This is a genomic window from Pseudomonas sediminis (assembly GCF_002741105.1).
GTDB lineage: Bacteria > Pseudomonadota > Gammaproteobacteria > Pseudomonadales > Pseudomonadaceae > Aquipseudomonas > Aquipseudomonas sediminis.
Window position 1 is genome coordinate 101,343 of sequence record NZ_NIQU01000004.1, and the last position, 21,698, is coordinate 123,040.

Genomic DNA, 21,698 nt, shown 5'->3' on the forward strand with positions numbered 1-21,698 from the left:
TTTTTTCAGGGAAGCGGCGAGTCTTACAGACCGGACATCTTCTTGATCGCTTCGCGCAGTTCGTCATCCGAGCAATCAGCGCAGGTGCCTTTCGGCGGCATGGCGTTGATACCGGAGATGGCAGCGGCGAGGATGCCGTCGAGGCCGCCCTGGTGATCGGCGCGATCTTTCCAGGCAGCGGTGTCACCGATCTTCGGTGCGCCCAATACACCAGAGCCATGGCAGGCATTGCAGTGCTTGGCGATGATGTCGTCAGCGGTACGTGCACCACCACCGGCGGATGCAGCGACGGTTTCGACGCCCTTGCACTCTTCGCCCATGATGCACACGTCGCCTACAGGCTTGAGGCGCTCGGCGATAGCTTCATCGGTCGTGGCCTGAGCAGTCACTGCCCACAGGGCCAATACGGCAGCCGGTACTGCCAGCATTTTCTTCATCAGATTCACGGTACACCCTCTTCGTGGCTAGTCACGCCCGCGGCCACGGTTTCGCGAGCGGGCGTCAGTATAACGGCAAGCGCGGCCCACCGAAACAACCCATATTGTCGCAGGGTTATTGATCAGAAGTTCGCTGGCGTAGTGGCACTGATCAAGCGCGCCGGCACATCGAACGGGTTGCGGAAGCGATGCGGTTTGCTGCTCTCGAAGTAGTAACTGTCGCCCGGCTCGAGGATGAACACCTCGTTGCCCACGGTCAGTTCCAGTTTGCCTTCGACCAGCATGCCGGCTTCCTCGCCCTCATGGGCGTACATTTCGTCACCGGTATCGGCGCCAGCCGGGTAGGTTTCGTCGAGGAAGGAAATGGCGCGGCTCGGATGAGCCTTGCCGATGAGCTTCATGGTGATAGCGCCACTGCAGATATCGGTCAGCTCGGAGGCCCGGTAGACCACCTGAACCTGGTTCTCCTGCTCCATGTCGAGGGAGAAGAACTCCACCAGCGACATGGGAATGCCGCCGAGCACCTTTTTCAGCGAGCTGATCGAGGGGCTCACGCTGTTCTTCTCGATCATGGAAATGGTGCTGTTGGTGACGCCCGCCCGCTTGGCGAGTTCACGTTGGGATAGGCCTTTGAGCTTACGAATCGATTGCAGTCGAACGCCGACGTCCAATGCTGGAATCCCCCTTGGGATATGAGACGGAAAAGTGTCCGTATCATGGCATAGCGTTCGGAATTTACAACACTTGCGTTCACCCTTCGCCTACACGGCCCACATGCTCTTTCGAAAATCCTCGAGCTAGAGCCGTTCGAGTCAGCAATTGGCGCGCCGTGGAGTGCACAGCGCAAGTGGCCTTCCGATCCGGGCTCAGTTGCCGAGATAGAGCAGCGGCACCCGTCGCAGGTTGCAGAAAATCTGGTAGGGGATGCTGCCCGCTGCCATGGCCACGTCGCTGGCCAACACCTGCTTGCCCCACAACTCGACACGACTGCCGAGACCGGCTTGCGGCAGATCGGTCAGGTCGACGGTGAGCATGTCCATCGACACCCGGCCGATCAGACGGGTCAGCTGACCGTCCACCAGCACTGGCGTACCGGTCGGCGCGTGACGCGGATAACCGTCGGCATAGCCCATGGCGACGACACCGACGCGGGTCGGCCGCTCGGCCACGAAACGTGCTCCATACCCTACTGGCTCGCCGGCCGGTAGCTCACGCACGCTGATGACCTTCGACTCCAGGGTCATCACCGGGCGCAAACGCGCGGCCTGCTCCTGAGCCTGCTCGAACGGCGTGGCGCCGTAGAGCATGATGCCGGGACGTACCCAATCACTCGGTACCTGAGGCCAGCCAAGCACCGCCGGCGAATTGCGCAGGCTGACCTCGGCGCTCAGACCTTCGCGAGCCTGCTGGAACACCGCCAGTTGCTCACTCGTGCGCTCGCACTCGGGCTCGTCGGCGCGAGCGAAGTGGCTCATCAGCACGATCTTGCTGACCTTGCTGCTGGCCAGCAGACGCCGATAGGCGGCCTGGTACTCGGCCGGATGCAGGCCGACACGGTGCATGCCGCTGTCCAGCTTGAGCCAGACGGTCAGCGGCTTGCTCAGTTGGGCCTGCTCGATAGCCTCGATCTGCCACTGTGCATGGGCGACGCACCATAGGTCATGCTGGTCGATCAGCGCCAGTTCGTCGGCCTCGAAGAAGCCTTCGAGCAGCAGGATCGGCGCCCTGATGCCGGCCTCGCGTAACGCCAGCGCTTCTTCGATGCAGGCCACGGCAAAACCATCGGCCTCGGCTTCGAGTGCCTGCGCGCAACGCACGGCTCCGTGCCCATAGGCATCGGCCTTGACCACGGCCAAAGCACGAGCGCCGCTCATTTCGCGGGCCAGACGGTAGTTATGACGCAGGGCGTCGAGGTCGATCAGGGCACGGGCAGGACGCATGGTTCGTTATCTCTCAATCACTCTCTAAGGCGACGGCTTTCGTAGCCCGGGGACATCCGGGCTTATGCCGACAAATCGCCATTCAAAAAAAACCCGGCGGGGGAGCCGGGTGAAAAGCCAACACAAAAAAATTCCGGGAGAATTTTTTGACGTCGCTTGCGACGGCCCGGAGGGTTGCCGCCATGGATGGCAGGCAACAAAAGCTGTGGCCGCCTCAGACAGCAGCCACCACACACATTTCCACCAGCACTTCGGGCTTGTACATCTTCGCCTCGACGCAGGCACGAGCAGGCGCATGGCCATCGGCCACCCAGGCGTCGTACTCGGCGTTGAGGCCGTCGTAGTCGGCCATGTCCTTGATGAAGATGGTCAGCGACAGGATCTTGCTCTTGTCGCTGCCACCTTCGGCCAGCATCTTGTCGATGTTGGCCAGGGTCTGCCGGGTCTGCTCACGGATGTCACCGTCGAAGTCATCAGCCAACTGGCCGGCGAGGTAAATCGTGCCGTTGTGGATCACCACTTCGCTGTAGCGTTTGGCCACATGCAGGCGCTGGATCGACATAGGGGTAAAGCTCCTTGGATTGCGAAAGCGCGAAGGCTATCAGGTGCGCAGCGGCTGCGGCGCAGCTTGCACTTCACGCGCCTTGCGCGAATAACGCGAGATATCCAGGCCGTCGGCGCTGATCTGCGGGCGCTTGTTGGCCATCAGGTCGGCGAGCAGGCGACCGGAGCCGCAGGCCATGGTCCAGCCCAGGGTGCCGTGACCGGTGTTGAGGAACAGGTTGCGGAAGGCGCTTCCCCCCACGATCGGCGTGCCATCAGGCGTGGCCGGACGCAGGCCGGTCCAAAAGTCGGCGCGTTGCAGATCGCCGCCTTCCGGGTAGAGGTCGGAGGTGATCATCTCCAGGGTTTCGCGACGACGCGGATTGAGCGACAGGTCGAAACCAGCGATCTCGGCCATGCCACCGACGCGGATGCGGCCATCGAAACGGGTGATCGCAACCTTATAGGTCTCGTCGAGAATGGTCGAGTTCGGTGCCATGTCCGGGTTGGTGATCGGCACGGTCAGCGAGTAGCCCTTGAGCGGGTAAACCGGAGCACGAATGCCCAGCGGCTTGAGCAGTTGCGGGCTGTAGCTGCCGAGAGCGAGTACGTAGCGGTCGGCGGTTTCCAGCTTGCCGTCGATCCACACGCCATTGATGCGATCGCCGACGGCGTCCAGGCGCTGGATGTTCTGGCCGAAACGGAACTCGACGCCGAGTGCCTTGGCCATGTCCGCCAGCTTGGTGGTGAACATCTGGCAGTCGCCGGTCTGGTCATTGGGCAGGCGCAGGGCACCGGCCAGCTTGTGCTTGACGCCAGCCAGGGCCGGCTCGACGCGGGCGATGCCGTCGCGGTCGAGCAGCTCGAACGGCACACCGGAGGCTTCCAGTACGGAGATATCCTTGGCGGCAGCATCGACCTGGGCCTGGGTGCGGAACAGTTGGGTGGTGCCGAGCTGGCGACCTTCGTAGGCGATGCCGGTCTCGGCACGCAGCTCGTCGAGGCAGTCGCGGCTGTACTCGGACAGGCGCACCATGCGCTCCTTGTTGATCGCATAGCGGCTGGCGGTGCAGTTGCGCAGCATTTGCGCCATCCACAGGTACTGGTCAATGTCACCGGTGGCCTTGATCGCGAGCGGAGCGTGTTTCTGCAGCAGCCACTTGATGGCCTTCAGCGGCACGCCCGGCGCTGCCCAGGGCGAAGCGTAGCCCGGAGAAACCTGGCCGGCGTTGGCGAAGCTGGTTTCCAGCGCCGGGCCGTTCTGACGGTCGACCACCACCACCTCGAAGCCCTGACGGGCGAGGTAGTAAGCACTGGCGGTACCAATCACACCGCTGCCGAGAACCAGAACACGCATGTTTTTCTCCCCGCCGCGCCCAAGGCGCGTGCGTTACAGGCCATTGTTGTCGATGGGCGCAGTATAGGAAGAGCCGTGCAGTGCTTTTCACCATATACACAGCTATATTTGGCGAGAATTCTTGGCAAAAAGCCGTTTTACAGAGGCGGATTCCCCATGAGAACCCAGCATCAAAGCCGTCGTGAACTGGACAAGATCGACCGCAACATCCTCCGTATCCTGCAGGAGGACGGGCGCATCAGCTTCACCGAGCTGGGCGAGCGCGTGGGCCTGTCGACCACGCCCTGTACCGAGCGCGTACGCCGCCTGGAGCGCGAAGGCATCGTCATGGGCTACCACGCCCGCCTCAATCCGCAGCACCTCAAGGCCAACCTGCTGGTGTTCGTCGAGATCAGCCTGGACTACAAGTCCGGCGACACCTTCGAGGAATTCCGCCGCGCCGTGCTCAAGCTGCCGCACGTGCTGGAGTGCCACCTGGTGTCCGGCGACTTCGACTATCTGGTGAAAGCGCGCATCAACGAGATGGCCAGTTACCGCAAGCTGCTCGGCGACATCCTGCTCAAGCTGCCGCACGTGCGCGAGTCGAAGAGCTATATCGTCATGGAAGAGGTGAAGGAGAGCCTGGCACTGCCGGTGCCGGAGTGAATCTGCAGGAGCGAACTCTTCTCGCGAAGCTTTTACGTGGCCTGGTTCGCGAGCAGAGCTCGCTCCTACGGGATGGTTGATCGTTCCCACACCCTGCCGGACGTTTTGCGTCAGCCTGCTGCACACGACAAATCGTGGCGCGGAGCGCCACAGCAGGAGCTCCCACGCAGAGCGTGGGAGCCGTCAGCCTAGACGAGTCGCTGGCGAGTGGTGGCGATCAGCCGGTGCACCTGGCGCTCCACCGCCGGTTTGATCGGTTGCTCCGGCCCACGGCCATGCGGGCATGGCAGGTTCGGCGTGGTGCCGAACAGGCGGCAGATCAGCGGGCGCTGGTCGTATACCTCGCAACCGTTCGGTCCCAGGTGCACGCAGTTGTATTCGGCCAGTGCTGCATCATGTTCGGCGTCGCTTTTGACCGGCAAACGCGCCAGTTCCTCGGACGAAGCCGTGACCGGCCCGCAGCAATCGTGACAGCCGGGGACGCAGTCGAAGCGCGGAATCTGTCGACGCAGGTGATCGATCTTGCGGTCTGTGCAGCTCATACGCGGGCGCCTGGCAACGAAGGCGACAGTTTACCGCGCCATGCTGACGCCTGCCCGCAGAGGGACGGATTAGCTACACGCCGATCCCCGAGCGAAGCGCACGACGTCGTTCTGCTGTCCCGCGTGTTTTTTCCGACTGACACTTGGCGCCGGACGGATCACGCGCTTATGCTGCGTTGAATTTTCCACACAACACAATCAGGATTCCGCACATGAACGCCCGCGTTCAACAGCCCGTCCACAGCCCTCAGCACGCCGCCTCCTACTACGCCGCCAGCGTCAATCGTCAGCAGGCCTACCCGCCCCTGGGCGGTGAGCTGCAGGTGGACGTGTGCATTGTCGGTGGCGGTTTCAGCGGCCTGAATACCGCTATCGAACTTGCTCAGAAAGGCCTGTCGGTGGCGCTGCTGGAAGCGCGCAAGATCGGCTGGGGTGCCAGCGGGCGCAACGGCGGGCAGCTGATTCGCGGCGTCGGCCATGATGTCGAACAGTTCGAATCTGTGGTCGGCAAGGACGGCGTGCGTCAGTTCAAGCTGATGGGGCTGGAGGCGGTAGAGATCGTGCGCAACCGGGTCGAGCAGTTTCAGATCGATTGCGACCTGACCTGGGGTTATTGCGACCTGGCCAACAAACCGGCGCACATGGACGGCTTCGCCGAAGACAAGGCCGAGCTGGAAAGCCTCGGCTATCGCCACGAAATGCGCCTGGTACCGAAGGAGCGCATCCGTGAAGTGGTCGGCTCCGACAACTATCACGGCGCCATGATCGACATGGGCTCGGGCCACCTGCACCCGCTCAACCTGGCGCTCGGCGAAGCCGCCGCCGCCCAGTCGCTGGGCGTGCAGCTGTTCGAAGACTCAGCGGTGACGCGCATCGACTACGGCACCGAGGTGCGCGTGCACACAGCCAACGGCCAGGTACGCGCCAAATACCTGGTGCTGGCCTGCAATGCCTATATCAACGGGCTCAATCCGACACTCAGCGGCAAGGTGCTACCGGCCGGCAGTTACATCATCGCCACCGAGCAACTCTCCGAAGAGCAGGCCCGCCAGCTGATCCCGCAGAACATGGCGCTGTGCGACCAGCGCGTGACCGTGGACTACTACCGTCTCTCCGCCGACCGCCGCCTGCTGTTCGGCGGCGCCTGCCACTATTCCGGGCGTGATCCGGCCGATATTGCCGGTTACATGAAACCGAAGATGCTCAAGGTGTTCCCACAGCTGGCCGACGTGCGCATCGACTACCAATGGGGCGGCATGATCGGCATCGGTGCCAACCGCATGCCGCAGATCGGCCGCCTCAAGGATCAGCCCAACGTCTTCCACGCCCAGGCCTATGCCGGCCACGGCGTCAACGCCACGCACCTGGCCGGCAAGCTGCTTGCCGAGGCCATCGCTGGTCAGGAAAGTCGCGGCTTCGACCTGTTCGCCCAGGTGCCGCATATGACCTTCCCTGGCGGCAAGCACCTGCGCTCGCCATTGCTGGCACTAGGGATGGCCTGGCATCGCTTGAAAGAATTGCTCTAGGCGTAGACAACAATCGCGGCTAAAGCCGCTCCTACCCATAGTCCGCACTGTTGTAGACCCGGACTGCATCCGGGCTACAGCTTCCAGAACGGCAGGTTCGCCTCGCGCTCGGCCTGGGCGCGGGTAAGGCCAATATCGCGCAGTTGCTGGTCATTGAGTTTGAGCAGCATGCGGCGGGTGCTCAGACGCCGCCAGAAGGCCGGCCAGTTGCGGCCAAAGTGGCGAACCTCGCTCTTGTGCATCGCGACCCGCACGGCCTCACCCACTGCGACGAAATCTGTATTGCTGAACCCAGTCATGGCTCTCTCCCGTTGTCTTCTGTCATGGGAGATCAGAATGCCGCCATAAGAAAAGTCATGACAGATTCAAAAAACTCTTATTAACTCCATACAGATTTCACGTATTTTCCCCTGAATGGGAATTTTCGCGTTGATCTGTACTGGTCTCAGTTCATACACCCCGCACCAACCGGACGACTGTCATGACGCTCTATCTGAACCTGGCCGAGTTGCTCGGCACCCGCATCGAGCAGGGACTGTACCGTCCCGGCGACCGTCTGCCGTCGGTACGCAGCCTGAGCCAGGAGCACGGCGTCAGCCTCAGCACGGTACAGCAGGCTTACCGCCATCTGGAGGACATGGGCCTGGCCTCGCCGCGGCCGAAGTCCGGTTACTTCGTGCCACTGGGACGACAGATGCCCGCGCTGCCGCAGATCAGCCGCGCGGCGCAGAGGCCGGTTGAAGTTTCGCAGTGGGATCACGTGCTGGAGCTGATCAGCAGCTCACCGCAGCACGACATGCTGCAGCTGGGCCGTGGCCGCCCGGACATCAGCGGCCCGACGCTGAAACCGCTGCTGCGCAACCTGTCACGCCAGGCGCGTCGGCAGGACCCGGATGTACTCACCTATGGCGGCATTCGCGGCGACATCCGCCTGCGCGAACAGATCGCCCGGCTAATGCTCGACTCCGGCTGCCAGCTGGCCGCCGAAGACTTGGTGATCACCACCGGTTGCCACGAAGCATTGTCGGCGGCGGTACGCGCCATCTGCCAGCCCGGCGATATCGTCGCGGTCGACTCGCCGAGCTTCCACGGTGTGATGCAGGCACTAAAGGGCTTCGGCATGAAGGCGCTGGAACTGCCCACCGACCCGCTCACCGGGATCAACCTCGACGCTCTGGAAATGGCCCTGGAGCAGTGGCCGATCAAGGCCATCCAGCTCACGCCGAACTGCAACAATCCACTCGGCTACATCATGCCCGACGCCAACAAGCGCGCCCTGGTCGCCCTGGCGCAGCGCTTCGACGTGGCCATCATCGAGGACGACGTCTACGCCGACCTCGCCTACAGCTACCCACGGCCGCGCAGCATCAAGTCGTTCGACGAGGACGGCCGTGTACTGTTCTGCAGCTCCTTCTCCAAGACCCTGGCACCGGGCCTGCGCGTCGGCTGGATCGCACCGGGGCGCTACCTGGAGCAGGTGGTGCACATGAAGTACCTGGGTACCGGCAGCACCGCCCAGCTGCCGCAACTGGCCATCGCCGAATACCTCAAGGACGGGCACTACGAACCGCACCTACGGCGCATGCGCGCGCAGTACCTACGTAGTCGCGACCTGATGGTGGATTGGGTCAGCCGCTATTTCCCGGCCGGCACTCGGGTCAGCCGCCCGCAGGGCAGCTTCATGCTGTGGGTGGAGATGCCGCAGGGCTTCGACAGCCAGAAGCTCAACCGCGCGCTGTTGCCGCACAAGATCCAGATCGCGCCGGGAAGCATCTTTTCGGCGGCCGGCAAGTACCGTAACTGCATCCGCCTCAACTACGCCGAACCGCCCAGCGGTGTGATCGAGGCGGCGGTGAAACAGATCGGTGCGACCATCGCCGAGTTGATCGACGAGGCCGACCTGCAGCACACGCAGGACCTCGGGCAGTGGCGCTGAGCCGTTTCAGGAACGCGCCGTTTCCATCTCGCTGAAGGCACCGCGCTTGCTCGCCAGGATGATGAACACGAAGGCACCAGTGGCCATCATCAGCGGCAGTGCATGACCGCTTAGCCATTGGCTCACAGCCCCAGTGGTCAGCGGCCCGATCAGGCAGCCCAGCCCCCACAACTGGGCGACGTGAGCATTGGCACGCACCAGTTCGTCGTCACGGTAACGCTCGCCGATCATGATCAGCGACAAGGTGAACAGACCACCGGCACTGGCACCGAAGGCCACCAGCACCGGCCAGATCACCGGCGTATGCAACAGCGGCGGAATCGCCAGGCTGGACACCAGCAGCACGATGCCACAACCACGGAACAGCAACTGCCGCGACATGCGGTCGGCCAGCCAACCGATGGGCAGCTGCAGCACCGCATCGCCGACCACCACCACGCTGACCATGAACAGCGCCACCTCCTGGGTGAAGCCCTGGCGCAGGCCGTAGATCGGCAGCAGGGTCAGCATCATCGCCTCGAAGGCAGCGAACAGCATCACCGCCCAGGCAATCGCCGGCAGCTTGCGGCAGAACACCAACAGCCCGCGCCCCGAAGCGCTATGCGCATCCACCTTGGGCGCACCGGTGCGCCCGAGCAGGATCAGCGAGCCGCCGATCAGCAGGCACACGCCCGTCCAGAAACCGGCATCGGTGGCGGTACCGAGCGCCGTCAGCAGCAGCGGGCCGCTGAGCTGGCTGAGGGCGTAGCCGGTGCCGTACAACGCCACCAGACGACCGCGCCATTTCTCCACAGCGAGTTGGTTGATCCAGCTTTCGCCGAGGATGAACACCACGGTCAGCGCCACGCCGATGAACAGGCGCAAACCGACCCAGACCGCGTAATTCTGCACCAGCGCCAGCCCGGCCACCGATATCGCACCCAGCAACAGGCATAGCTGCATCAGCACGGTTGTGCCGAAACGCGCCGCCAGACGCCCGGCCAGCAAGGCACCGAGCAGCACGCCGACAGCCGGAGTCGCCGCCATCACGCCTATGGCGAAGGAGTCGTAGCCCCAGCTTTCCAGGCGCAGCGAAACCAGCGGCATGGTAACGCCCAGTGCGAGGCCGATGCTGATGACCGCCGAGCATACGGCGAAATAGGTGCCCCAACGCATTGGTGAATTCCTTGGCAGACGAGCCACTGCAAAGACAACGGCCGGGTTCCTCGGGAACCCGGCCGTAGGTGGAGTGTTTTAAAACAGATCTTCGCCCGGAACTAACTTCGATAAAGATCTCCTGGGCTAAGGCCAAACAAGGCACCCCGGAGCTTTCAATGCTCACGTACTGTAGTACGTGAGCATTGAAAGCGAGGACGCAACGCCGTATGGCCTACGACCAGAAGATCGCCCCGCTATCGTTACAGTTTGATCCAGGTGGACTTCAGCTCTGTGTACTTGTCGAACGCGTGCAGCGACTTGTCGCGGCCGTTACCGGACTGCTTGAAGCCGCCGAACGGCGCAGTCATGTCGCCACCGTCGTACTGGTTGATCCACACGCTGCCGGCGCGCAGCGCCTTGCCGACCAGGTGGGCACGCGACAGGTTGCTGGTCCACACCGCAGCGGCCAGGCCATAGATGGTGTCGTTGGCAATGGCGATGGCCTCGTCCTGATCATCGAAACCGATCACCGACAGCACCGGGCCGAAGATCTCTTCCTTGGCGATGCGCATCGCGTTGTTCACGCCGTCGAAGATGGTCGGTTCAACATAGGTGCCGCCGGTTTCTTCCATCACCCGCTTGCCGCCAGCGACCAGCTTGGCGCCGTCATCGTGGCCGGCCTGGATGTAGCTCAACACGTTGTTCATCTGCGTGGTGTCGACCAGTGCACCGACATTGGTCGCCGGGTCCAGCGGGTTGCCCGGTTTCCAGGCCTTGAGCGCTTCGACCACCATGGGCACGAACTTGTCCTTGATGGAATTCTCCACCAGAAGGCGCGAGCCGGCGGTGCAGACTTCGCCCTGGTTGAAGGCGATGGCGCTGGCGGCAGACTCGGCAGCGGCCTGCAGGTCCGGCGCGTCGGCGAAGACGATGTTCGGGCTCTTGCCACCGGCCTCCAGCCAGACGCGTTTCATGTTCGACTCACCGGCGTAGATCATCAGTTGCTTGGCGATCTTGGTCGAACCGGTGAACACCAGAGTGTCGACGTCCATGTGCAGGGCCAGGGCCTTGCCAACGGTGTGGCCGAAGCCCGGCAACACGTTGAACACGCCCGCCGGGATACCGGCCTCGATAGCCAGTTGGGCGATACGAATGCCGGTCAGCGGCGACTTCTCGGAGGGTTTGAGGATGACCGAGTTACCGGTGGACAACGCCGGGCCGAGCTTCCAGCAGGTCATCAGCAGCGGGAAGTTCCACGGCACGATGGCGGCGACCACACCAACCGGCTCGCGGGTGACCAGGCCCAGCTCATCATGCGCAGTGGCGGCGACTTCGTCGTAGATCTTGTCGATAGCCTCTCCGCTCCAGCGAATGGCGTTGGCGGCGCTGCCGACGTCGATGCTCAGCGAGTCGCTGATCGGCTTGCCCATGTCGAGGGTTTCCAGCAGGGCCAGCTCCTGGCCATGCTCTTCGATCAGCTCGGCGAAACGAATCATCACCTTCTTGCGCTTGGCCGGCGCCAGGCGCGACCAGACACCGGATTCGAAGGTGGCGCGGGCATCCTTGACCGCCACTTCGGCATCGGCTTGGTCACAGCTGGCCACCAGGCCGAGCAGGCGGCCGTCGACCGGGCTGATGCATTCGAAGGTGGCACCAGACTCGGCAGCCCGGTACTCACCATGGACGAACGCACGGGTTTCGATGGTCAGGGTCTTGGCACGCTGTTCCCAGTCGGCACGAGTCAGGCTAGTCATTCCGGCATCCTCTCAATGGGTGGAAGCGGCGCGCATCAGCGCGCGCGCTGTCAATAATTCTGCAAGGCCAGATCGTTGGCCAAATCCTGTTCGCCACACTAAACCAGAGGGCTGTGGCTTTTCAATATTTTTGACATGGGCCGGCAAAAACCCTTGTCATGTTCGTTTTTTTAAACATAGACTGAGACCACGACTTCCTGCGACAGCCCTGCTGGTCGCACGGTTGCCGCCATCGACACCACGGAACAGCCAGATGAATATCGAGCAAATCGTCGACTTCGCCCAGGCCGGCACGTCCGCCGAACACTATCGCCCAGCGCCGGAAAAAGTGCTCAAGGGCGACCCTGAGCAAAACGTGCGCAACCACTACAGCAGCCCGTGCGGCCAGTTCAGCACCGGTATCTGGGAGGGCGCAGTCGGTCAGTGGACGGTGAACTACACCGAGCACGAGTACTGCGAGATTCTCCAGGGCGTATCCGTGCTGCGTGATGCCGATGGCAACGCCAAGACCGTGCGCGCCGGCGACCGCTTCGTGATTCCCGCCGGTTTTTCCGGCACCTGGGAAGTGCTCGAAGCCTGCCGCAAGGTCTACGTGATCTTCGAACCCAAGTAAGCACTTGACTGGAACCTGCCTGGCAGGTTCCCGCTACACCGAATCCTGTTGTTGCTTGTCACCCTTTGGCCCGCTAGTGCGGGCCTTTTTCTGCGCAGCCGATGGGGCTCGAAGGCACAGTTTCGGCAACGGTCGAGCGCATCACCCCGGCAGCCAGCGCCAACAGCGAGAACAGGCATACGATGTTATCCATGCCCAGCCTGCTCATCAGCAAGCCAAAGACCGGCGCCCCCAGCGTCTGACCGATGGCGATGCTGAGAAAAGCGACAGTGAGCCCTGTGGCAGGTCGCTCGGGAAGCGCCGCCACCCCCCAAACCAGATAGATGCCACTCAGGGTAATGTAGGCCGCGCCGAACAACGCACCGCCGAGCAGAGTCAGTGCGGGCGCGCTGCCCATACCGACCAGGGTGATAGCTGCCGCCAGAGCGCCAAGACACAATCGATTCGCCCAATCCACGCCTAGCCGAGCGATCAGGCTGCCGGCTCCTGCACCAGCGATGCCAGCAGCGCCGATCACCACCCAGAGCAGACCAGAGCCTGCGCTCCCCCAACTCAGGCGCTGCGCGACGATCTGACTACCGAACGACCACAGCGCCGTGCTGGCCGCCCCCATCAGTAACGAAGCGACGACTAGCCGCTTCAGCGTATGACTGAACAGCGGTCCGGCCTTGGTGACAGGCCCCTGCGAGCGCGCGGTATCGGGCACGCAGATGCACGCAAACAGCGCCAGGGCGAATGCCGAGCAGGCGAACACGGTATAGGCCAAGCGCCACTCAGCGCCGAGCAGCAATGCGACAGGGCCGCAGAGGATGACCCCGGCACTGGTACCAGCGTTGATCAGGGTATTGGTGGCATCCTGTCGTCGCGGCTCTATCACTGCCGCCACCGCTGCGGCCATAGGTGGGGAGGCCAAGCCGGTACTCATCCCCGCCAACAGCACTGCAGCTGCCAGCCAAGCAGCCGTGGGTGCCAGCGCTATACCCAGCATGCCCAAGGCGGCAACCAGCGCCGCGCACACCGCGACAGCACGGGCGCCGATACGCTCGGTCAATTGCGCGGCGAGGATTATGGCCAGGCAGTAACCGAGGAAGGAGCCACCAGCAATCAGACCGCCAACGGCATCCGGCAACACGAGGTCTGCTTCGATCTGCGGCAGGAACAGACCAAACGCGAAACGCGCGAAGCCGTAGCAGATAGCGATCAAGCCGAAGCCGGTGGCGCCGAAAAAAAGGCCGCGGTTCATGGCCGCGCTCGCTCGACCAGCAGACTCGCGGCCTTGCGCGCACTGGCGACGGCTTCCAGGCCACGATAGCTGGCTGCAGCCGTCGCCCCCTCGATGAGGATAACGATCTGCTCGACCAGCTCGGCATTGGCGTTCGCTCCGAGCTGACGCGTGAGAATCTGCGCAATCGTCTCAGCGAATCGAGCCTTGTAGGCGAGCACCGCCTCGGTGACTTCCGATACCGCGCTGCCGAGCTCGCCCTGCGCGCGCAGGAACAGGCAGCCGCGCGCGCCCTCTTCACTCATCCAGCCGGCCAAGGCATCGAACAACGCCTCGACACTGTCGACCTCAAGGCGCTGCAAGAAACGCTGCCCACGGGTCATCAGCACCGCGGCAATCAGCTCGTTCTTGCTGCCAGCGTGCTTGTACAACGTCCGGCTGGACATCCCTGCGGCCTGGGCCAGTCGATCCATGCCGGTTGCGCTGAAGCCGTGACAGTCGAACAGATTTTCGGCGGCTGAGATGATTTTGGTATCTATATTCATGTAGGCCAAGGTAAAACGATCACTTTACCTCGTCAACCAAATAGAGAATCCAAGGCAAAAAAAGACCCGCACAAGGCGGGTCTTTTGATGAGCACGCAGGCGCGTGCTTAGGCCAGCTCGTCGAAGCACTCGGCAACGATGGCGATGCCTTTCTCCAGTTGCGCGTCAGGGATGGTGACGGGCATCAGGAAACGGATGACGTTGTAGTAGGTACCGCACGACAGCAGGATCAGGCCCTTGTCGCGCGCACGGGCGACGATCTTGCCGACCAGCTCGGCAGCCGGCTTGCTGTGGTCGCCGCCTTCGAACAGCTCAATGGCGACCATCGAACCCAGGCCGCGCACGTCACCGATCACCTTGTGCTTCTCCGCGATGGTCTTGAGGCCCGCCTTGAGCTTCTCGCCCACGGCGTTGGAGCGCGCCAGCAGATTCTCTTCGTCGAAAACCTTGAGCACGGCCAGGGCCGCGGCGCAGGCGATCGGACTGCCGGCGTAGGTACCGCCCAGGCCACCGGGAGCGATCTTGTCCATGATCTCGGCCTTGCCGCACACGCCGGAGATAGGGAAGCCGCCGCCAACGGATTTGGCGAAGGTGGTCAGATCCGGCACCACGCCCAGTTGCTCGGTGGCGAAGAAGGTGCCGGTACGGCCAGCGCCGGTCTGCACTTCGTCAGCAATCAGCAGAATGCCGTGCTGGTCGCACAGGGCACGCAGGCGCTGCATGAAGGCTGGGGAGTTGACGTAGAAACCACCCTCGCCCTGCACCGGTTCGATGATGATCGCGGCAATGTCCTGCGGCTGTGCGTCGTTCTTGAACACGCGCTCGATGCTGGCGATGGACTCGTCCTCACTCACGCCATGCAGCGGGCAAGGCGCCTGGGCGCGGTACACGCCAGCAGGCATCAGGCCCATGCCGGCGGAGTACGGCACGACCTTGCCGGTCAGCGACAGGGTCATCATGGTGCGGCCGTGGTAGGCGCCGGTGAAGGCGATAACGCCGGCACGACCGGTGGCAGCACGGGCGATCTTCACCGCGTTCTCGACCGCTTCGGAGCCGGAGGTGACGAGCAGGGTTTTCTTGGCAAAGTCGCCCGGTACGCGCTTGGCGATCTCTTCGCACAGCTCGATGTAGGGCTCGTAGGCCAGCACCTGGAAGCAGGTGTGGGTCAGCTTGGTCAGTTGCTCCTGAACGGCGGCGATCACCTTCGGATGCAGATGGCCGGTGTTCAGCACGGCGATACCGCCGGCGAAGTCGATGTACTCGCGGCCTTCGACGTCCCACACGGTGGCGTTCTCGGCGCGCTCGGCGACGATCGGGTGGATCTGGCCGACACCGCGCGGTACAGCGGCGGCACGGCGTTGCAGCAGGGATTCGTTGGTCTTGCTCATGGTGTCCTCATGCTCGCCCCCAGCGGGAGGTCGGCTCAGCATGCGATGATCGACTGAACCGAGCCCGCGAGGGACTCAATAGGGTTACGACTTACAACCGGGGCGCCGCACGCTCTTTCGCACCTTGCCCCGTCTTGGAAATCAACGGATTTCCGAATCAGATTCCACCGAGGCACATGTACTTGATCTCGAGGTAGTCCTCGATCCCGTACTTGGAGCCTTCACGGCCCAGGCCGGACGCCTTCACGCCGCCGAACGGCGCGACTTCGTTGGAGATCAGGCCGGTGTTGATACCCACCATGCCGTACTCCAGCGCCTCGGCCACGCGGAACACGCGGCCCAGATCGCGGGCATAGAAGTAGGAAGCCAGGCCGAACTCGGTATCGTTGGCCATGGCAATCACTTCGGCCTCGTCCTTGAAGCGGAACAGCGGCGCCAGCGGGCCGAAGGTCTCTTCTTTAGCAACGGCGGCGGTTTTCGGTACGTCGAGCAGAATGGTCGGCTCAAAGAAGGTGCCACCCAGGGCGTGCGGCTTGCCGCCCAGGGCCAGCTTGGCGCCTTTGCCCACGGCGTCCTCGATGTGCTCCTGCACCTTGGCCACGGCCTTCTCGTCGATCAGCGGACCGGTGGTGGTGCCATCTTCCAGACCGTTGCCGATCTTCAGCTTGGACACGGCGGCGACCAGCTTCTCGGCGAAGGCATCGTAGACACCGTCCTGCACGTAGATACGGTTGGCGCAGACGCAGGTCTGGCCGTTGTTGCGGTACTTGGAGATCAGCGCACCTTCGACGGCAGCGTCCAGATCGGCGTCATCGAAGACGATGAACGGCGCGTTGCCGCCCAGCTCCAGCGACACTTTCTTGATGTCCTGGGCGCATTCGGCCATCAGCTGGCGGCCGATTTCGGTCGAGCCAGTGAAGGACAGCTTGCGCACGATCGGATTGCTGGTCAGCTCGCCACCCACTTCACCAGCGCTACCGGTGACCACGCTCAGCACACCTTTTGGGATACCGGCGCGCTCGGCCAGCTCGACCAGGGCCAGGGCGGAGAACGGGGTTTGCGAGGCCGGCTTGATCACCATGGTGCAACCAGCGGCCAGCGCCGGGCCAGCCTTGCGGGTGATCATCGCGGCGGGGAAGTTCCACGGGGTGATGGCCGCAGTGACGCCGATCGGCTGCTTGATCACGATCAGGCGCTTGTCCGGCTGGTGACCAGGGATCACGTCGCCGTATACGCGCTTGGCCTCTTCGGCGAACCACTCGATGAAGGACGCGGCGTAGGCGATCTCGCCCTTGGCTTCAGCCAGCGGCTTGCCCTGCTCCAGGGTCATCAGACGGCCCAGGTCATCCTGGTTTTCCATCAGCAGCTCGAACCAGCGACGCAGCTTGTTCGCACGCTCCTTGGCAGTCAGCGCACGCCAGGCTGGCAGCGCCTTCTCGGCGGCCTCGATGGCGCGGCGGGTTTCAGCACGGCCCATCTTCGGAACATGGCCGATGATCTCGCCAGTGGCCGGGTTGTTCACGGCAATGGTCTGACCGCTGTCGGCGTCCAACCACTGGCCATCGATATAAGCCTGTTGGCGCAGCAGCTGGGGGTCTTTCAGTTGCATGGCAGTCTCCTTCAGTTCCGGCGCCCGGGCGTCGGCGTAAGTCGTTGGAGTCACGGGCAGAGCCCGCAAGGCCGAAAAGGGAGCCGTGCGGGGCCTGGTAATGGATTCAGAGCCGTTGAACGCGCGAGGGTTCAGAATGACCGAACACGCCGTTTGAAATCTCAAACGAATCCTAGGATCGGCAGGGGTAAAGGGCAATAGGCGACCAAGCAAAATCGATAAAATAATGGCAAAAACTTCTGAAACTAAGGTTCAGGCTGCCCAAAAGTGTAAAGTCCGTTCTGAATAATGCACACTCATGCAGAATGGACGCTAACCGCCGAGATGCGTATGATTGCGCCCCGCAACGCACTCGTAGCTCAGCTGGATAGAGTACTGCCCTCCGAAGGCAGGGGTCGTGGGTTCGAATCCCGCCGAGTGCGCCATCTTTTTCCCTTTGATATCAAAGGGATGCGCTCCTAACGAAAACCTGTCCTAGGCCTGAAAGTCGTTTTTGCCACAAATTTGCCACAGTTGATGTGGCGTGGATGGTAGGAATGGCAACGATCAGGAATCGCGGCGAGTATCAGTGGGAAGTGCAGATCCGCCGCAAGGGCTATCCAGCCCAGCGCAAAACCTTCGAAACCAAAGCCGATGCCCAAGCCTGGGCGCGCATGATCGAAAGTGAAATGGACCGTGGCGTCTTCGTCTCCCGAGTCGAAGCAGAGCGCACGCTATTCAGCGAGCTCATCGATCGCTACATCGCCGAGGTTGCTCCCAAGCACAAGGGCGCCTACTCAGAAATCAAGCGCCTCGGGGCCCTCAAACGGCACCCCATGGCCGGCCGCATTGTCGCCACCCTCACCTCTTCCGACTTCGCTCGCTACCGCGACGAGCGCCTGAAGATTCGCAAGGGCAACACAGTCAAACGCGAGCTCGCGCTGTTTCAATGCGTGCTTGAGGTTGCTCGGCGCGAGTGGGGCATTCACCTGGCTGACAACCCCGTGCGGATGGTCAGCCGGCCCAGCTACAACGACGAACGTTCCCGCCGCCTGGCCCACGATGAAGAGGCCTATCTGCTGAGTGCGCTCGAATACTATGAGCGTCGTGAAGATGGCACCTATGCGGACGGCTCACACAATCCGTGGATCCGCCCCATCGTGCAGCTTGCTCTCGAGACGGCCATGCGCCGAGGAGAGCTATTCGAGTTGCGCTGGAAGCACGTCAGCCTGGAGCGGCGGACGGCGCACCTTCCTGCAACAAAGAATGGCTTTCCACGATCGCTGCCGCTTACGCCAAAGGCAGTCGAGCTCCTGCGCCATCTTCCAAGGTCGCTTTGCGGTCGTGTTTTTCCGACTACCCCAGATGCCCTCAAGAAGGCCTTCGTACGCGGATTAGCGCGGGCGCGGGCACGTTATGTGGATGATTGCGAGAAGGAGGCTGCAACGCCTCAAGAAGACTTCCTGCTTGACCTGCGTTTCCATGACCTTCGCCACGAAGCCACCTGCCGTTTGGCGACCAAGCTGCCGAACCTAATCGAGCTTGCCAGCGTGACCGGGCATCGTGAGGTCAACATGCTCAAGCGCTACTACAACATCACAGCGGAAGAGTTGGCCGCCAAACTAGCCTGACCGTTAGATCTCGAGCCCCAGAGAGTGCGCAAGCTCCCTGGACTCTCTGCTCCACTCTGCAGCCCTCGTTGCAGCCAGCAAGTCTTCATGACGTTGCTGCTCGAAGGTTTGGAAAAAGCTCTCGGCAATCAACTCTCGGGGTAGCGATTCGGGCGGCTGCCCCTTTTTCAGCTTACGTATCAGCTGACGTGCCGTTATCTGAGCCGCTTCCAGTTGGAGGGTGCGGAAAAACAGGTCTCGCGCCACCCACATACGAAACCAGTTGTTGGCGATCGCCCAAAAAATCATGCGCCGATAAATCCGCCAAGTCATGCGTGTTTCGCCACTCATGTAGCGCCGTAAGACTCTGCCTTCATGCGAGCTAGGGATTCCAGAAATTTTCTGCTCGGACATCAGGCCCTCGAGAGCCACCATCGACAGCCCTGATGACTCCAACAATCCGCTGAGTAAATAGACCGTTATCCATTGAGGGGCGCGCAAGACAAAATTTTTCCGCCCCTCTTCGAGATGCGTGCGTATCTCCCGAATCACGAGATCGGCTGCTTCGTCATCGGTGAGTTCAGATTCGGTGTGCATGCACCGATTCTTTAGCTAACTCCTGCTCATGTCAAAAAGCTGTCCTAGGTGGCCCGGCTTCCTCTGGCGAAAACTGAATGCATCGAAATGCAGTCAGGCGAAAGAAACCATGAGCGTCGATTACGAAACCATCCAGAAAATCCAAAAGCTCGGCGACGATGTGCTGATCGGAGTTGTTGAGGTGGCCGCGTTGACCGGCTTCAGCATCCTCACCGTTCGGCAACGAAAGTTGCCAGGCCTTGATCCTGTGCCAGGTTTGTCGCGCCTCCGCTGGCGGCTAGGGGACTTGCGACAGTGGATGCGCTGCGGCCCTCAAAGTAAAGCTGCCGCAGATATTGCAACCAATGCGAAAGAGCCATCTCGGCCGATGGGAAGGCCGACCAAGAAATCGCAGGTGGAGGGGCGGAAATGACTAGGGATGCCGATGCTGATGAAGCGTCCGGGGCAGAGGGCATGAAGCTCGACCCCCATTGGTTTCACGTTTTCAAGTCCATGGTGGACAACGATCTGAGAACGCTTGGCCCGTACGCCTTCGCTGTGTACTGCGTGATCAAGTCGCACTGTAGGCTCGAGACTGGCTTGGCTGAGCCTGGCATCGAGACAATCGCAAAGAAGGCGGGGATAAGTGCCCGGCAGGTCATGCGTGAGCTGAAAACGCTCCAAGAACATGGCTACGTTAGAAAGGTCCGGGTGCGGAAGCACAACGGCTATCACCTTCAAGAGCGTCTTTCTGTGTTCGACCCACTGGGCGAGAAAAGGGCGGTGGTCAAGCTAGAGTACCAGCCTGCCAAGATTCAAGAGCTGGTGAAGGGGCTCAAAGAGATGCTGCGCACCCAGCAATTTGCGGGGGCCACCATTCACATCGAGAAGGTGCAGGTTATCCAGTGCGAGAACAACATCGACATCCAGGTCGGGGGGCGGGAAGCGCTACAGCAGTTGTCCCAGAGCAGCCCGACTTTACATCGCGCACTCCTGTCGATCGGGAAGGCCATGAGTCGGCCTGAATGCGAGTAGCTCATGTGACTGACTGTCACATGCCAGTAAGTCATGGCCGATGCCAATTCAGGTGACTACCTGGCAGGTAACGCGCGTGTACGGGTGCCTGAGAGTCACCCAAACAAGAAGAGAAATTTAAAGATGCGTACGAGCCCACTAGGCCCAGCCGGAAACGCATGTCTGCCTTCTGCCGCCAATGCAGAGCCTTGCCGTCAGCAGGCAGATCTACTTGCTGGGTTTGTGGAGCACGGGGGGATCATATCGGCGCCGCTTAGGCGTGCCCTCTCGCTTTCGCATCGCCTCGCGGAGCCTCTCAGCATCCGCTTCGATGACCTCGGGCGGAGCCTCTCTGAGGATTTGAAGCAGCCGCTCACGATTCAGTCGCTTGGTTTCCAAGATCTCTTCGAAGCTGCTATCGGATCCACGGTACTGACGCATCTGAACATCCCTCGGGAGGTGCACGATTGAACACTAACATCCATCCCCAAACTGCGCAGCGCAAAGTCCTCAAATCATTCCTCGGTCCAGTCCTAAAAACGTTCCGCAAATCGCTCCTACTTGTATGTCTGCGGGCATGCTCATCCATGCGGGGATTGGTTCAGCTTTCCGTGCGAGCCGTGTTCGCAATGTTGGTCCAGGTAGTTCCACAAATTGTTCGCAGGGTTATTCACCCCGGCGGGGGATATCAGCAGGACAAGGTAGGGTTTGCTATACCGCCGTACACGGCTAAATAGCAATCGGACGGATGCAGTCGTTGCACTCCCTTACCGGCCTACCTCTCTTGCTCAGGGCAAGCCCCGAGACCCCAAAAGCGAAGCCAATCAGAGGCAGCTTGAAATCCCGTGCAGCGTCAGAATCTCGTGCTCTGCGAGGCCAAGACGCTGCTGATTTAGCCCGTCCTCTGAACATAGAGCCTGATGCTCTAGTTCCTGTTGAATAAGCAGCCTTTCCAGCAGGGTGATCTCGCCCTCCGCCTCCATCTGACGAAGCTGCGTCGGATTGTTGAGCGCCCAGCGATCAAGAATCCGCCAGGCTCGCGCATGGAAGGACGGAGAGTGCCGAACAGCCTTGATCGTGTCGTAGGCCAGCACGTTGGTGGCGATAGATAGTGGAGGGTTGTTGCTCAGCATATGGTCCTCTTTACTTGAAGGATTGTTGACTGCCAGCTTATGCGCCGAGCACAGCGGCTAGCCTGGCTTCGGTGGTAAGCACCTCTCGGTTCAGCACAAGGCTGAATACAGGGAGCCGAGGGTTGCGGGTAAGCACCTCAAGCCGATGGTTACGCTTCCCGGCCGGCACAATGCGCCAAGAGCTGATTCCAT

At 61.8% G+C, this 21,698-nt stretch carries 22 protein-coding genes and 1 tRNA gene; 8 read left to right on the forward strand and 15 right to left on the reverse strand.

Going from position 1 to position 21,698, the window contains the following annotated elements; genetic code table 11:
• Positions 1 to 23: 23 nt before the first annotated feature.
• The 5 genes from CDO35_RS11085 to dadA form a co-directional block, all read right to left on the reverse strand.
• A complete protein-coding gene (locus CDO35_RS11085) occupies positions 24 to 446 on the reverse strand; it encodes a c-type cytochrome (RefSeq protein ID WP_099524757.1) in 423 nt (140 codons plus the stop codon).
• Between the two features lie 113 nt (positions 447 to 559).
• Entirely contained in the window at positions 560 to 1,108 is a 549-nt protein-coding gene (locus CDO35_RS11090) for a cupin domain-containing protein (protein WP_099524758.1), read from the reverse strand.
• Positions 1,109 to 1,303: 195 nt separating this feature from the next.
• Entirely contained in the window at positions 1,304 to 2,377 is a 1,074-nt protein-coding gene (gene alr, locus CDO35_RS11095) for an alanine racemase (RefSeq protein ID WP_099524760.1), read from the reverse strand.
• A 214-nt stretch (positions 2,378 to 2,591) separates the two neighbouring features.
• Complete coding sequence (locus tag CDO35_RS11100) at positions 2,592 to 2,939, reverse strand: RidA family protein (protein WP_017361197.1); 348 nt, start codon at positions 2,937 to 2,939, stop codon at positions 2,592 to 2,594.
• Between the two features lie 39 nt (positions 2,940 to 2,978).
• A complete protein-coding gene (dadA, locus tag CDO35_RS11105; protein WP_099524762.1) occupies positions 2,979 to 4,277 on the reverse strand; it encodes a D-amino acid dehydrogenase in 1,299 nt (432 codons plus the stop codon).
• A 156-nt stretch (positions 4,278 to 4,433) separates the two neighbouring features.
• Between dadA and dadR the strand changes: the two genes are divergently transcribed.
• Positions 4,434 to 4,922, forward strand: coding sequence for a transcriptional regulator DadR (dadR, locus tag CDO35_RS11110; RefSeq protein ID WP_092379294.1), 489 nt, complete (start codon positions 4,434 to 4,436; stop codon positions 4,920 to 4,922).
• Between the two features lie 188 nt (positions 4,923 to 5,110).
• Here the strand turns inward: dadR and CDO35_RS11115 are convergent, their stop codons facing one another.
• Complete coding sequence (locus CDO35_RS11115) at positions 5,111 to 5,464, reverse strand: YkgJ family cysteine cluster protein (RefSeq protein WP_099524763.1); 354 nt, start codon at positions 5,462 to 5,464, stop codon at positions 5,111 to 5,113.
• A gap of 212 nt (positions 5,465 to 5,676) precedes the next feature.
• Here CDO35_RS11115 and CDO35_RS11120 point away from each other — a divergent pair, with 212 nt between their 5' ends.
• The gene (locus CDO35_RS11120) at positions 5,677 to 6,990 is read left to right on the forward strand and encodes an NAD(P)/FAD-dependent oxidoreductase (protein ID WP_099524765.1); all 1,314 of its coding nucleotides are present in this window, start codon (positions 5,677 to 5,679) and stop codon (positions 6,988 to 6,990) included.
• 74 nt (positions 6,991 to 7,064) lie between these two features.
• Here CDO35_RS11120 and CDO35_RS11125 read toward each other — a convergent pair whose 3' ends face one another.
• Positions 7,065 to 7,289, reverse strand: coding sequence for a DUF1127 domain-containing protein (locus CDO35_RS11125; protein ID WP_099524767.1), 225 nt, complete (start codon positions 7,287 to 7,289; stop codon positions 7,065 to 7,067).
• A 182-nt stretch (positions 7,290 to 7,471) separates the two neighbouring features.
• On the opposite strand from CDO35_RS11125, the gene CDO35_RS11130 reads away from it, so the two are divergent.
• Positions 7,472 to 8,926: an aminotransferase-like domain-containing protein gene (locus tag CDO35_RS11130; RefSeq protein ID WP_099524769.1), complete on the forward strand. Its 1,455-nt coding sequence runs from the start codon at positions 7,472 to 7,474 to the stop codon at positions 8,924 to 8,926.
• A 6-nt stretch (positions 8,927 to 8,932) separates the two neighbouring features.
• Here CDO35_RS11130 and CDO35_RS11135 read toward each other — a convergent pair whose 3' ends face one another.
• A complete protein-coding gene (locus CDO35_RS11135) occupies positions 8,933 to 10,081 on the reverse strand; it encodes an MFS transporter (protein ID WP_099524771.1) in 1,149 nt (382 codons plus the stop codon).
• 242 nt (positions 10,082 to 10,323) lie between these two features.
• Entirely contained in the window at positions 10,324 to 11,817 is a 1,494-nt protein-coding gene (locus tag CDO35_RS11140; protein WP_099524773.1) for an aldehyde dehydrogenase, read from the reverse strand.
• A 253-nt stretch (positions 11,818 to 12,070) separates the two neighbouring features.
• Here CDO35_RS11140 and CDO35_RS11145 point away from each other — a divergent pair, with 253 nt between their 5' ends.
• On the forward strand, positions 12,071 to 12,430 hold the full coding sequence (locus CDO35_RS11145) for a cupin domain-containing protein (RefSeq protein WP_099524775.1): 360 nt from the start codon (positions 12,071 to 12,073) through the stop codon (positions 12,428 to 12,430).
• Between the two features lie 73 nt (positions 12,431 to 12,503).
• On the opposite strand, the gene CDO35_RS11150 is transcribed toward CDO35_RS11145, so the two are convergent.
• The 4 genes from CDO35_RS11150 to gabD all read right to left on the reverse strand — a co-directional run bounded on the left by CDO35_RS11150 (position 12,504) and on the right by gabD (position 17,194).
• The gene (locus tag CDO35_RS11150; protein WP_099524777.1) at positions 12,504 to 13,673 is read right to left on the reverse strand and encodes an MFS transporter; all 1,170 of its coding nucleotides are present in this window, start codon (positions 13,671 to 13,673) and stop codon (positions 12,504 to 12,506) included.
• Positions 13,670 to 14,197 (reverse strand): TetR/AcrR family transcriptional regulator, encoded by a 528-nt coding sequence (locus CDO35_RS11155; protein WP_099524779.1) that lies wholly within the window; start codon positions 14,195 to 14,197, stop codon positions 13,670 to 13,672. The genes CDO35_RS11150 and CDO35_RS11155 overlap by 4 nt, the downstream gene beginning before the upstream one ends.
• A gap of 107 nt (positions 14,198 to 14,304) precedes the next feature.
• Positions 14,305 to 15,585 (reverse strand): 4-aminobutyrate--2-oxoglutarate transaminase, encoded by a 1,281-nt coding sequence (gene gabT / locus CDO35_RS11160; protein WP_099524781.1) that lies wholly within the window; start codon positions 15,583 to 15,585, stop codon positions 14,305 to 14,307.
• Between the two features lie 157 nt (positions 15,586 to 15,742).
• Positions 15,743 to 17,194 (reverse strand): NADP-dependent succinate-semialdehyde dehydrogenase, encoded by a 1,452-nt coding sequence (gene gabD, locus CDO35_RS11165; protein WP_099524783.1) that lies wholly within the window; start codon positions 17,192 to 17,194, stop codon positions 15,743 to 15,745.
• Between the two features lie 348 nt (positions 17,195 to 17,542).
• Here gabD and CDO35_RS11170 point away from each other — a divergent pair.
• Together CDO35_RS11170 and CDO35_RS11175 are read left to right on the forward strand one after the other, a co-directional pair.
• Positions 17,543 to 17,619, forward strand: a tRNA-Arg gene (locus tag CDO35_RS11170).
• Positions 17,620 to 17,730: 111 nt separating this feature from the next.
• Complete coding sequence (locus CDO35_RS11175) at positions 17,731 to 18,804, forward strand: site-specific integrase (RefSeq protein ID WP_099524785.1); 1,074 nt, start codon at positions 17,731 to 17,733, stop codon at positions 18,802 to 18,804.
• A gap of 3 nt (positions 18,805 to 18,807) precedes the next feature.
• Here the strand turns inward: CDO35_RS11175 and CDO35_RS11180 are convergent, their stop codons facing one another.
• Positions 18,808 to 19,380, reverse strand: a complete 573-nt coding sequence (locus CDO35_RS11180; protein WP_099524787.1) for a hypothetical protein — start codon at positions 19,378 to 19,380, stop codon at positions 18,808 to 18,810.
• Positions 19,381 to 19,489: 109 nt separating this feature from the next.
• Here CDO35_RS11180 and CDO35_RS11185 point away from each other — a divergent pair, with 109 nt between their 5' ends.
• Positions 19,490 to 19,792, forward strand: coding sequence for a hypothetical protein (locus CDO35_RS11185; RefSeq protein WP_099524789.1), 303 nt, complete (start codon positions 19,490 to 19,492; stop codon positions 19,790 to 19,792).
• Positions 19,789 to 20,394 carry a helix-turn-helix domain-containing protein gene (locus CDO35_RS11190; RefSeq protein WP_099524791.1) on the forward strand — a complete coding sequence of 202 codons (606 nt, stop codon included), beginning with the start codon at positions 19,789 to 19,791 and terminating at the stop codon, positions 20,392 to 20,394. Before CDO35_RS11185 ends, CDO35_RS11190 begins: the two co-directional genes overlap by 4 nt.
• A gap of 803 nt (positions 20,395 to 21,197) precedes the next feature.
• Here CDO35_RS11190 and CDO35_RS11200 read toward each other — a convergent pair.
• Positions 21,198 to 21,506 (reverse strand): hypothetical protein, encoded by a 309-nt coding sequence (locus CDO35_RS11200; RefSeq protein WP_099524795.1) that lies wholly within the window; start codon positions 21,504 to 21,506, stop codon positions 21,198 to 21,200.
• Positions 21,507 to 21,698: the final 192 nt, after the last annotated feature.

What these genes read in the sequence shown, in the direction of transcription:
- CDO35_RS11115 (WP_099524763.1), bottom strand. Translation starts at nt 5,464, where the DNA reads ATGAGCTGCACAGACCGCAAGATCGATCACCTGCGTCGACAGATTCCG.
- alr (WP_099524760.1), bottom strand. Translation starts at nt 2,377, where the DNA reads ATGCGTCCTGCCCGTGCCCTGATCGACCTCGACGCCCTGCGTCATAAC.
- CDO35_RS11150 (WP_099524777.1), bottom strand. Translation starts at nt 13,673, where the DNA reads ATGAACCGCGGCCTTTTTTTCGGCGCCACCGGCTTCGGCTTGATCGCT.
- CDO35_RS11155 (WP_099524779.1), bottom strand. Translation starts at nt 14,197, where the DNA reads ATGAATATAGATACCAAAATCATCTCAGCCGCCGAAAATCTGTTCGAC.
- CDO35_RS11200 (WP_099524795.1), bottom strand. Translation starts at nt 21,506, where the DNA reads ATGCTGAGCAACAACCCTCCACTATCTATCGCCACCAACGTGCTGGCC.
- CDO35_RS11135 (WP_099524771.1), bottom strand. Translation starts at nt 10,081, where the DNA reads ATGCGTTGGGGCACCTATTTCGCCGTATGCTCGGCGGTCATCAGCATC.
- CDO35_RS11100 (WP_017361197.1), bottom strand. Translation starts at nt 2,939, where the DNA reads ATGTCGATCCAGCGCCTGCATGTGGCCAAACGCTACAGCGAAGTGGTG.
- dadR (WP_092379294.1), top strand. Translation starts at nt 4,434, where the DNA reads ATGAGAACCCAGCATCAAAGCCGTCGTGAACTGGACAAGATCGACCGC.
- CDO35_RS11130 (WP_099524769.1), top strand. Translation starts at nt 7,472, where the DNA reads ATGACGCTCTATCTGAACCTGGCCGAGTTGCTCGGCACCCGCATCGAG.
- CDO35_RS11190 (WP_099524791.1), top strand. Translation starts at nt 19,789, where the DNA reads ATGACTAGGGATGCCGATGCTGATGAAGCGTCCGGGGCAGAGGGCATG.
- dadA (WP_099524762.1), bottom strand. Translation starts at nt 4,277, where the DNA reads ATGCGTGTTCTGGTTCTCGGCAGCGGTGTGATTGGTACCGCCAGTGCT.
- CDO35_RS11180 (WP_099524787.1), bottom strand. Translation starts at nt 19,380, where the DNA reads ATGCACACCGAATCTGAACTCACCGATGACGAAGCAGCCGATCTCGTG.
- gabT (WP_099524781.1), bottom strand. Translation starts at nt 15,585, where the DNA reads ATGAGCAAGACCAACGAATCCCTGCTGCAACGCCGTGCCGCCGCTGTA.
- CDO35_RS11145 (WP_099524775.1), top strand. Translation starts at nt 12,071, where the DNA reads ATGAATATCGAGCAAATCGTCGACTTCGCCCAGGCCGGCACGTCCGCC.
- CDO35_RS11120 (WP_099524765.1), top strand. Translation starts at nt 5,677, where the DNA reads ATGAACGCCCGCGTTCAACAGCCCGTCCACAGCCCTCAGCACGCCGCC.
- CDO35_RS11175 (WP_099524785.1), top strand. Translation starts at nt 17,731, where the DNA reads ATGGCAACGATCAGGAATCGCGGCGAGTATCAGTGGGAAGTGCAGATC.
- gabD (WP_099524783.1), bottom strand. Translation starts at nt 17,194, where the DNA reads ATGCAACTGAAAGACCCCCAGCTGCTGCGCCAACAGGCTTATATCGAT.
- CDO35_RS11185 (WP_099524789.1), top strand. Translation starts at nt 19,490, where the DNA reads ATGAGCGTCGATTACGAAACCATCCAGAAAATCCAAAAGCTCGGCGAC.
- CDO35_RS11125 (WP_099524767.1), bottom strand. Translation starts at nt 7,289, where the DNA reads ATGACTGGGTTCAGCAATACAGATTTCGTCGCAGTGGGTGAGGCCGTG.
- CDO35_RS11140 (WP_099524773.1), bottom strand. Translation starts at nt 11,817, where the DNA reads ATGACTAGCCTGACTCGTGCCGACTGGGAACAGCGTGCCAAGACCCTG.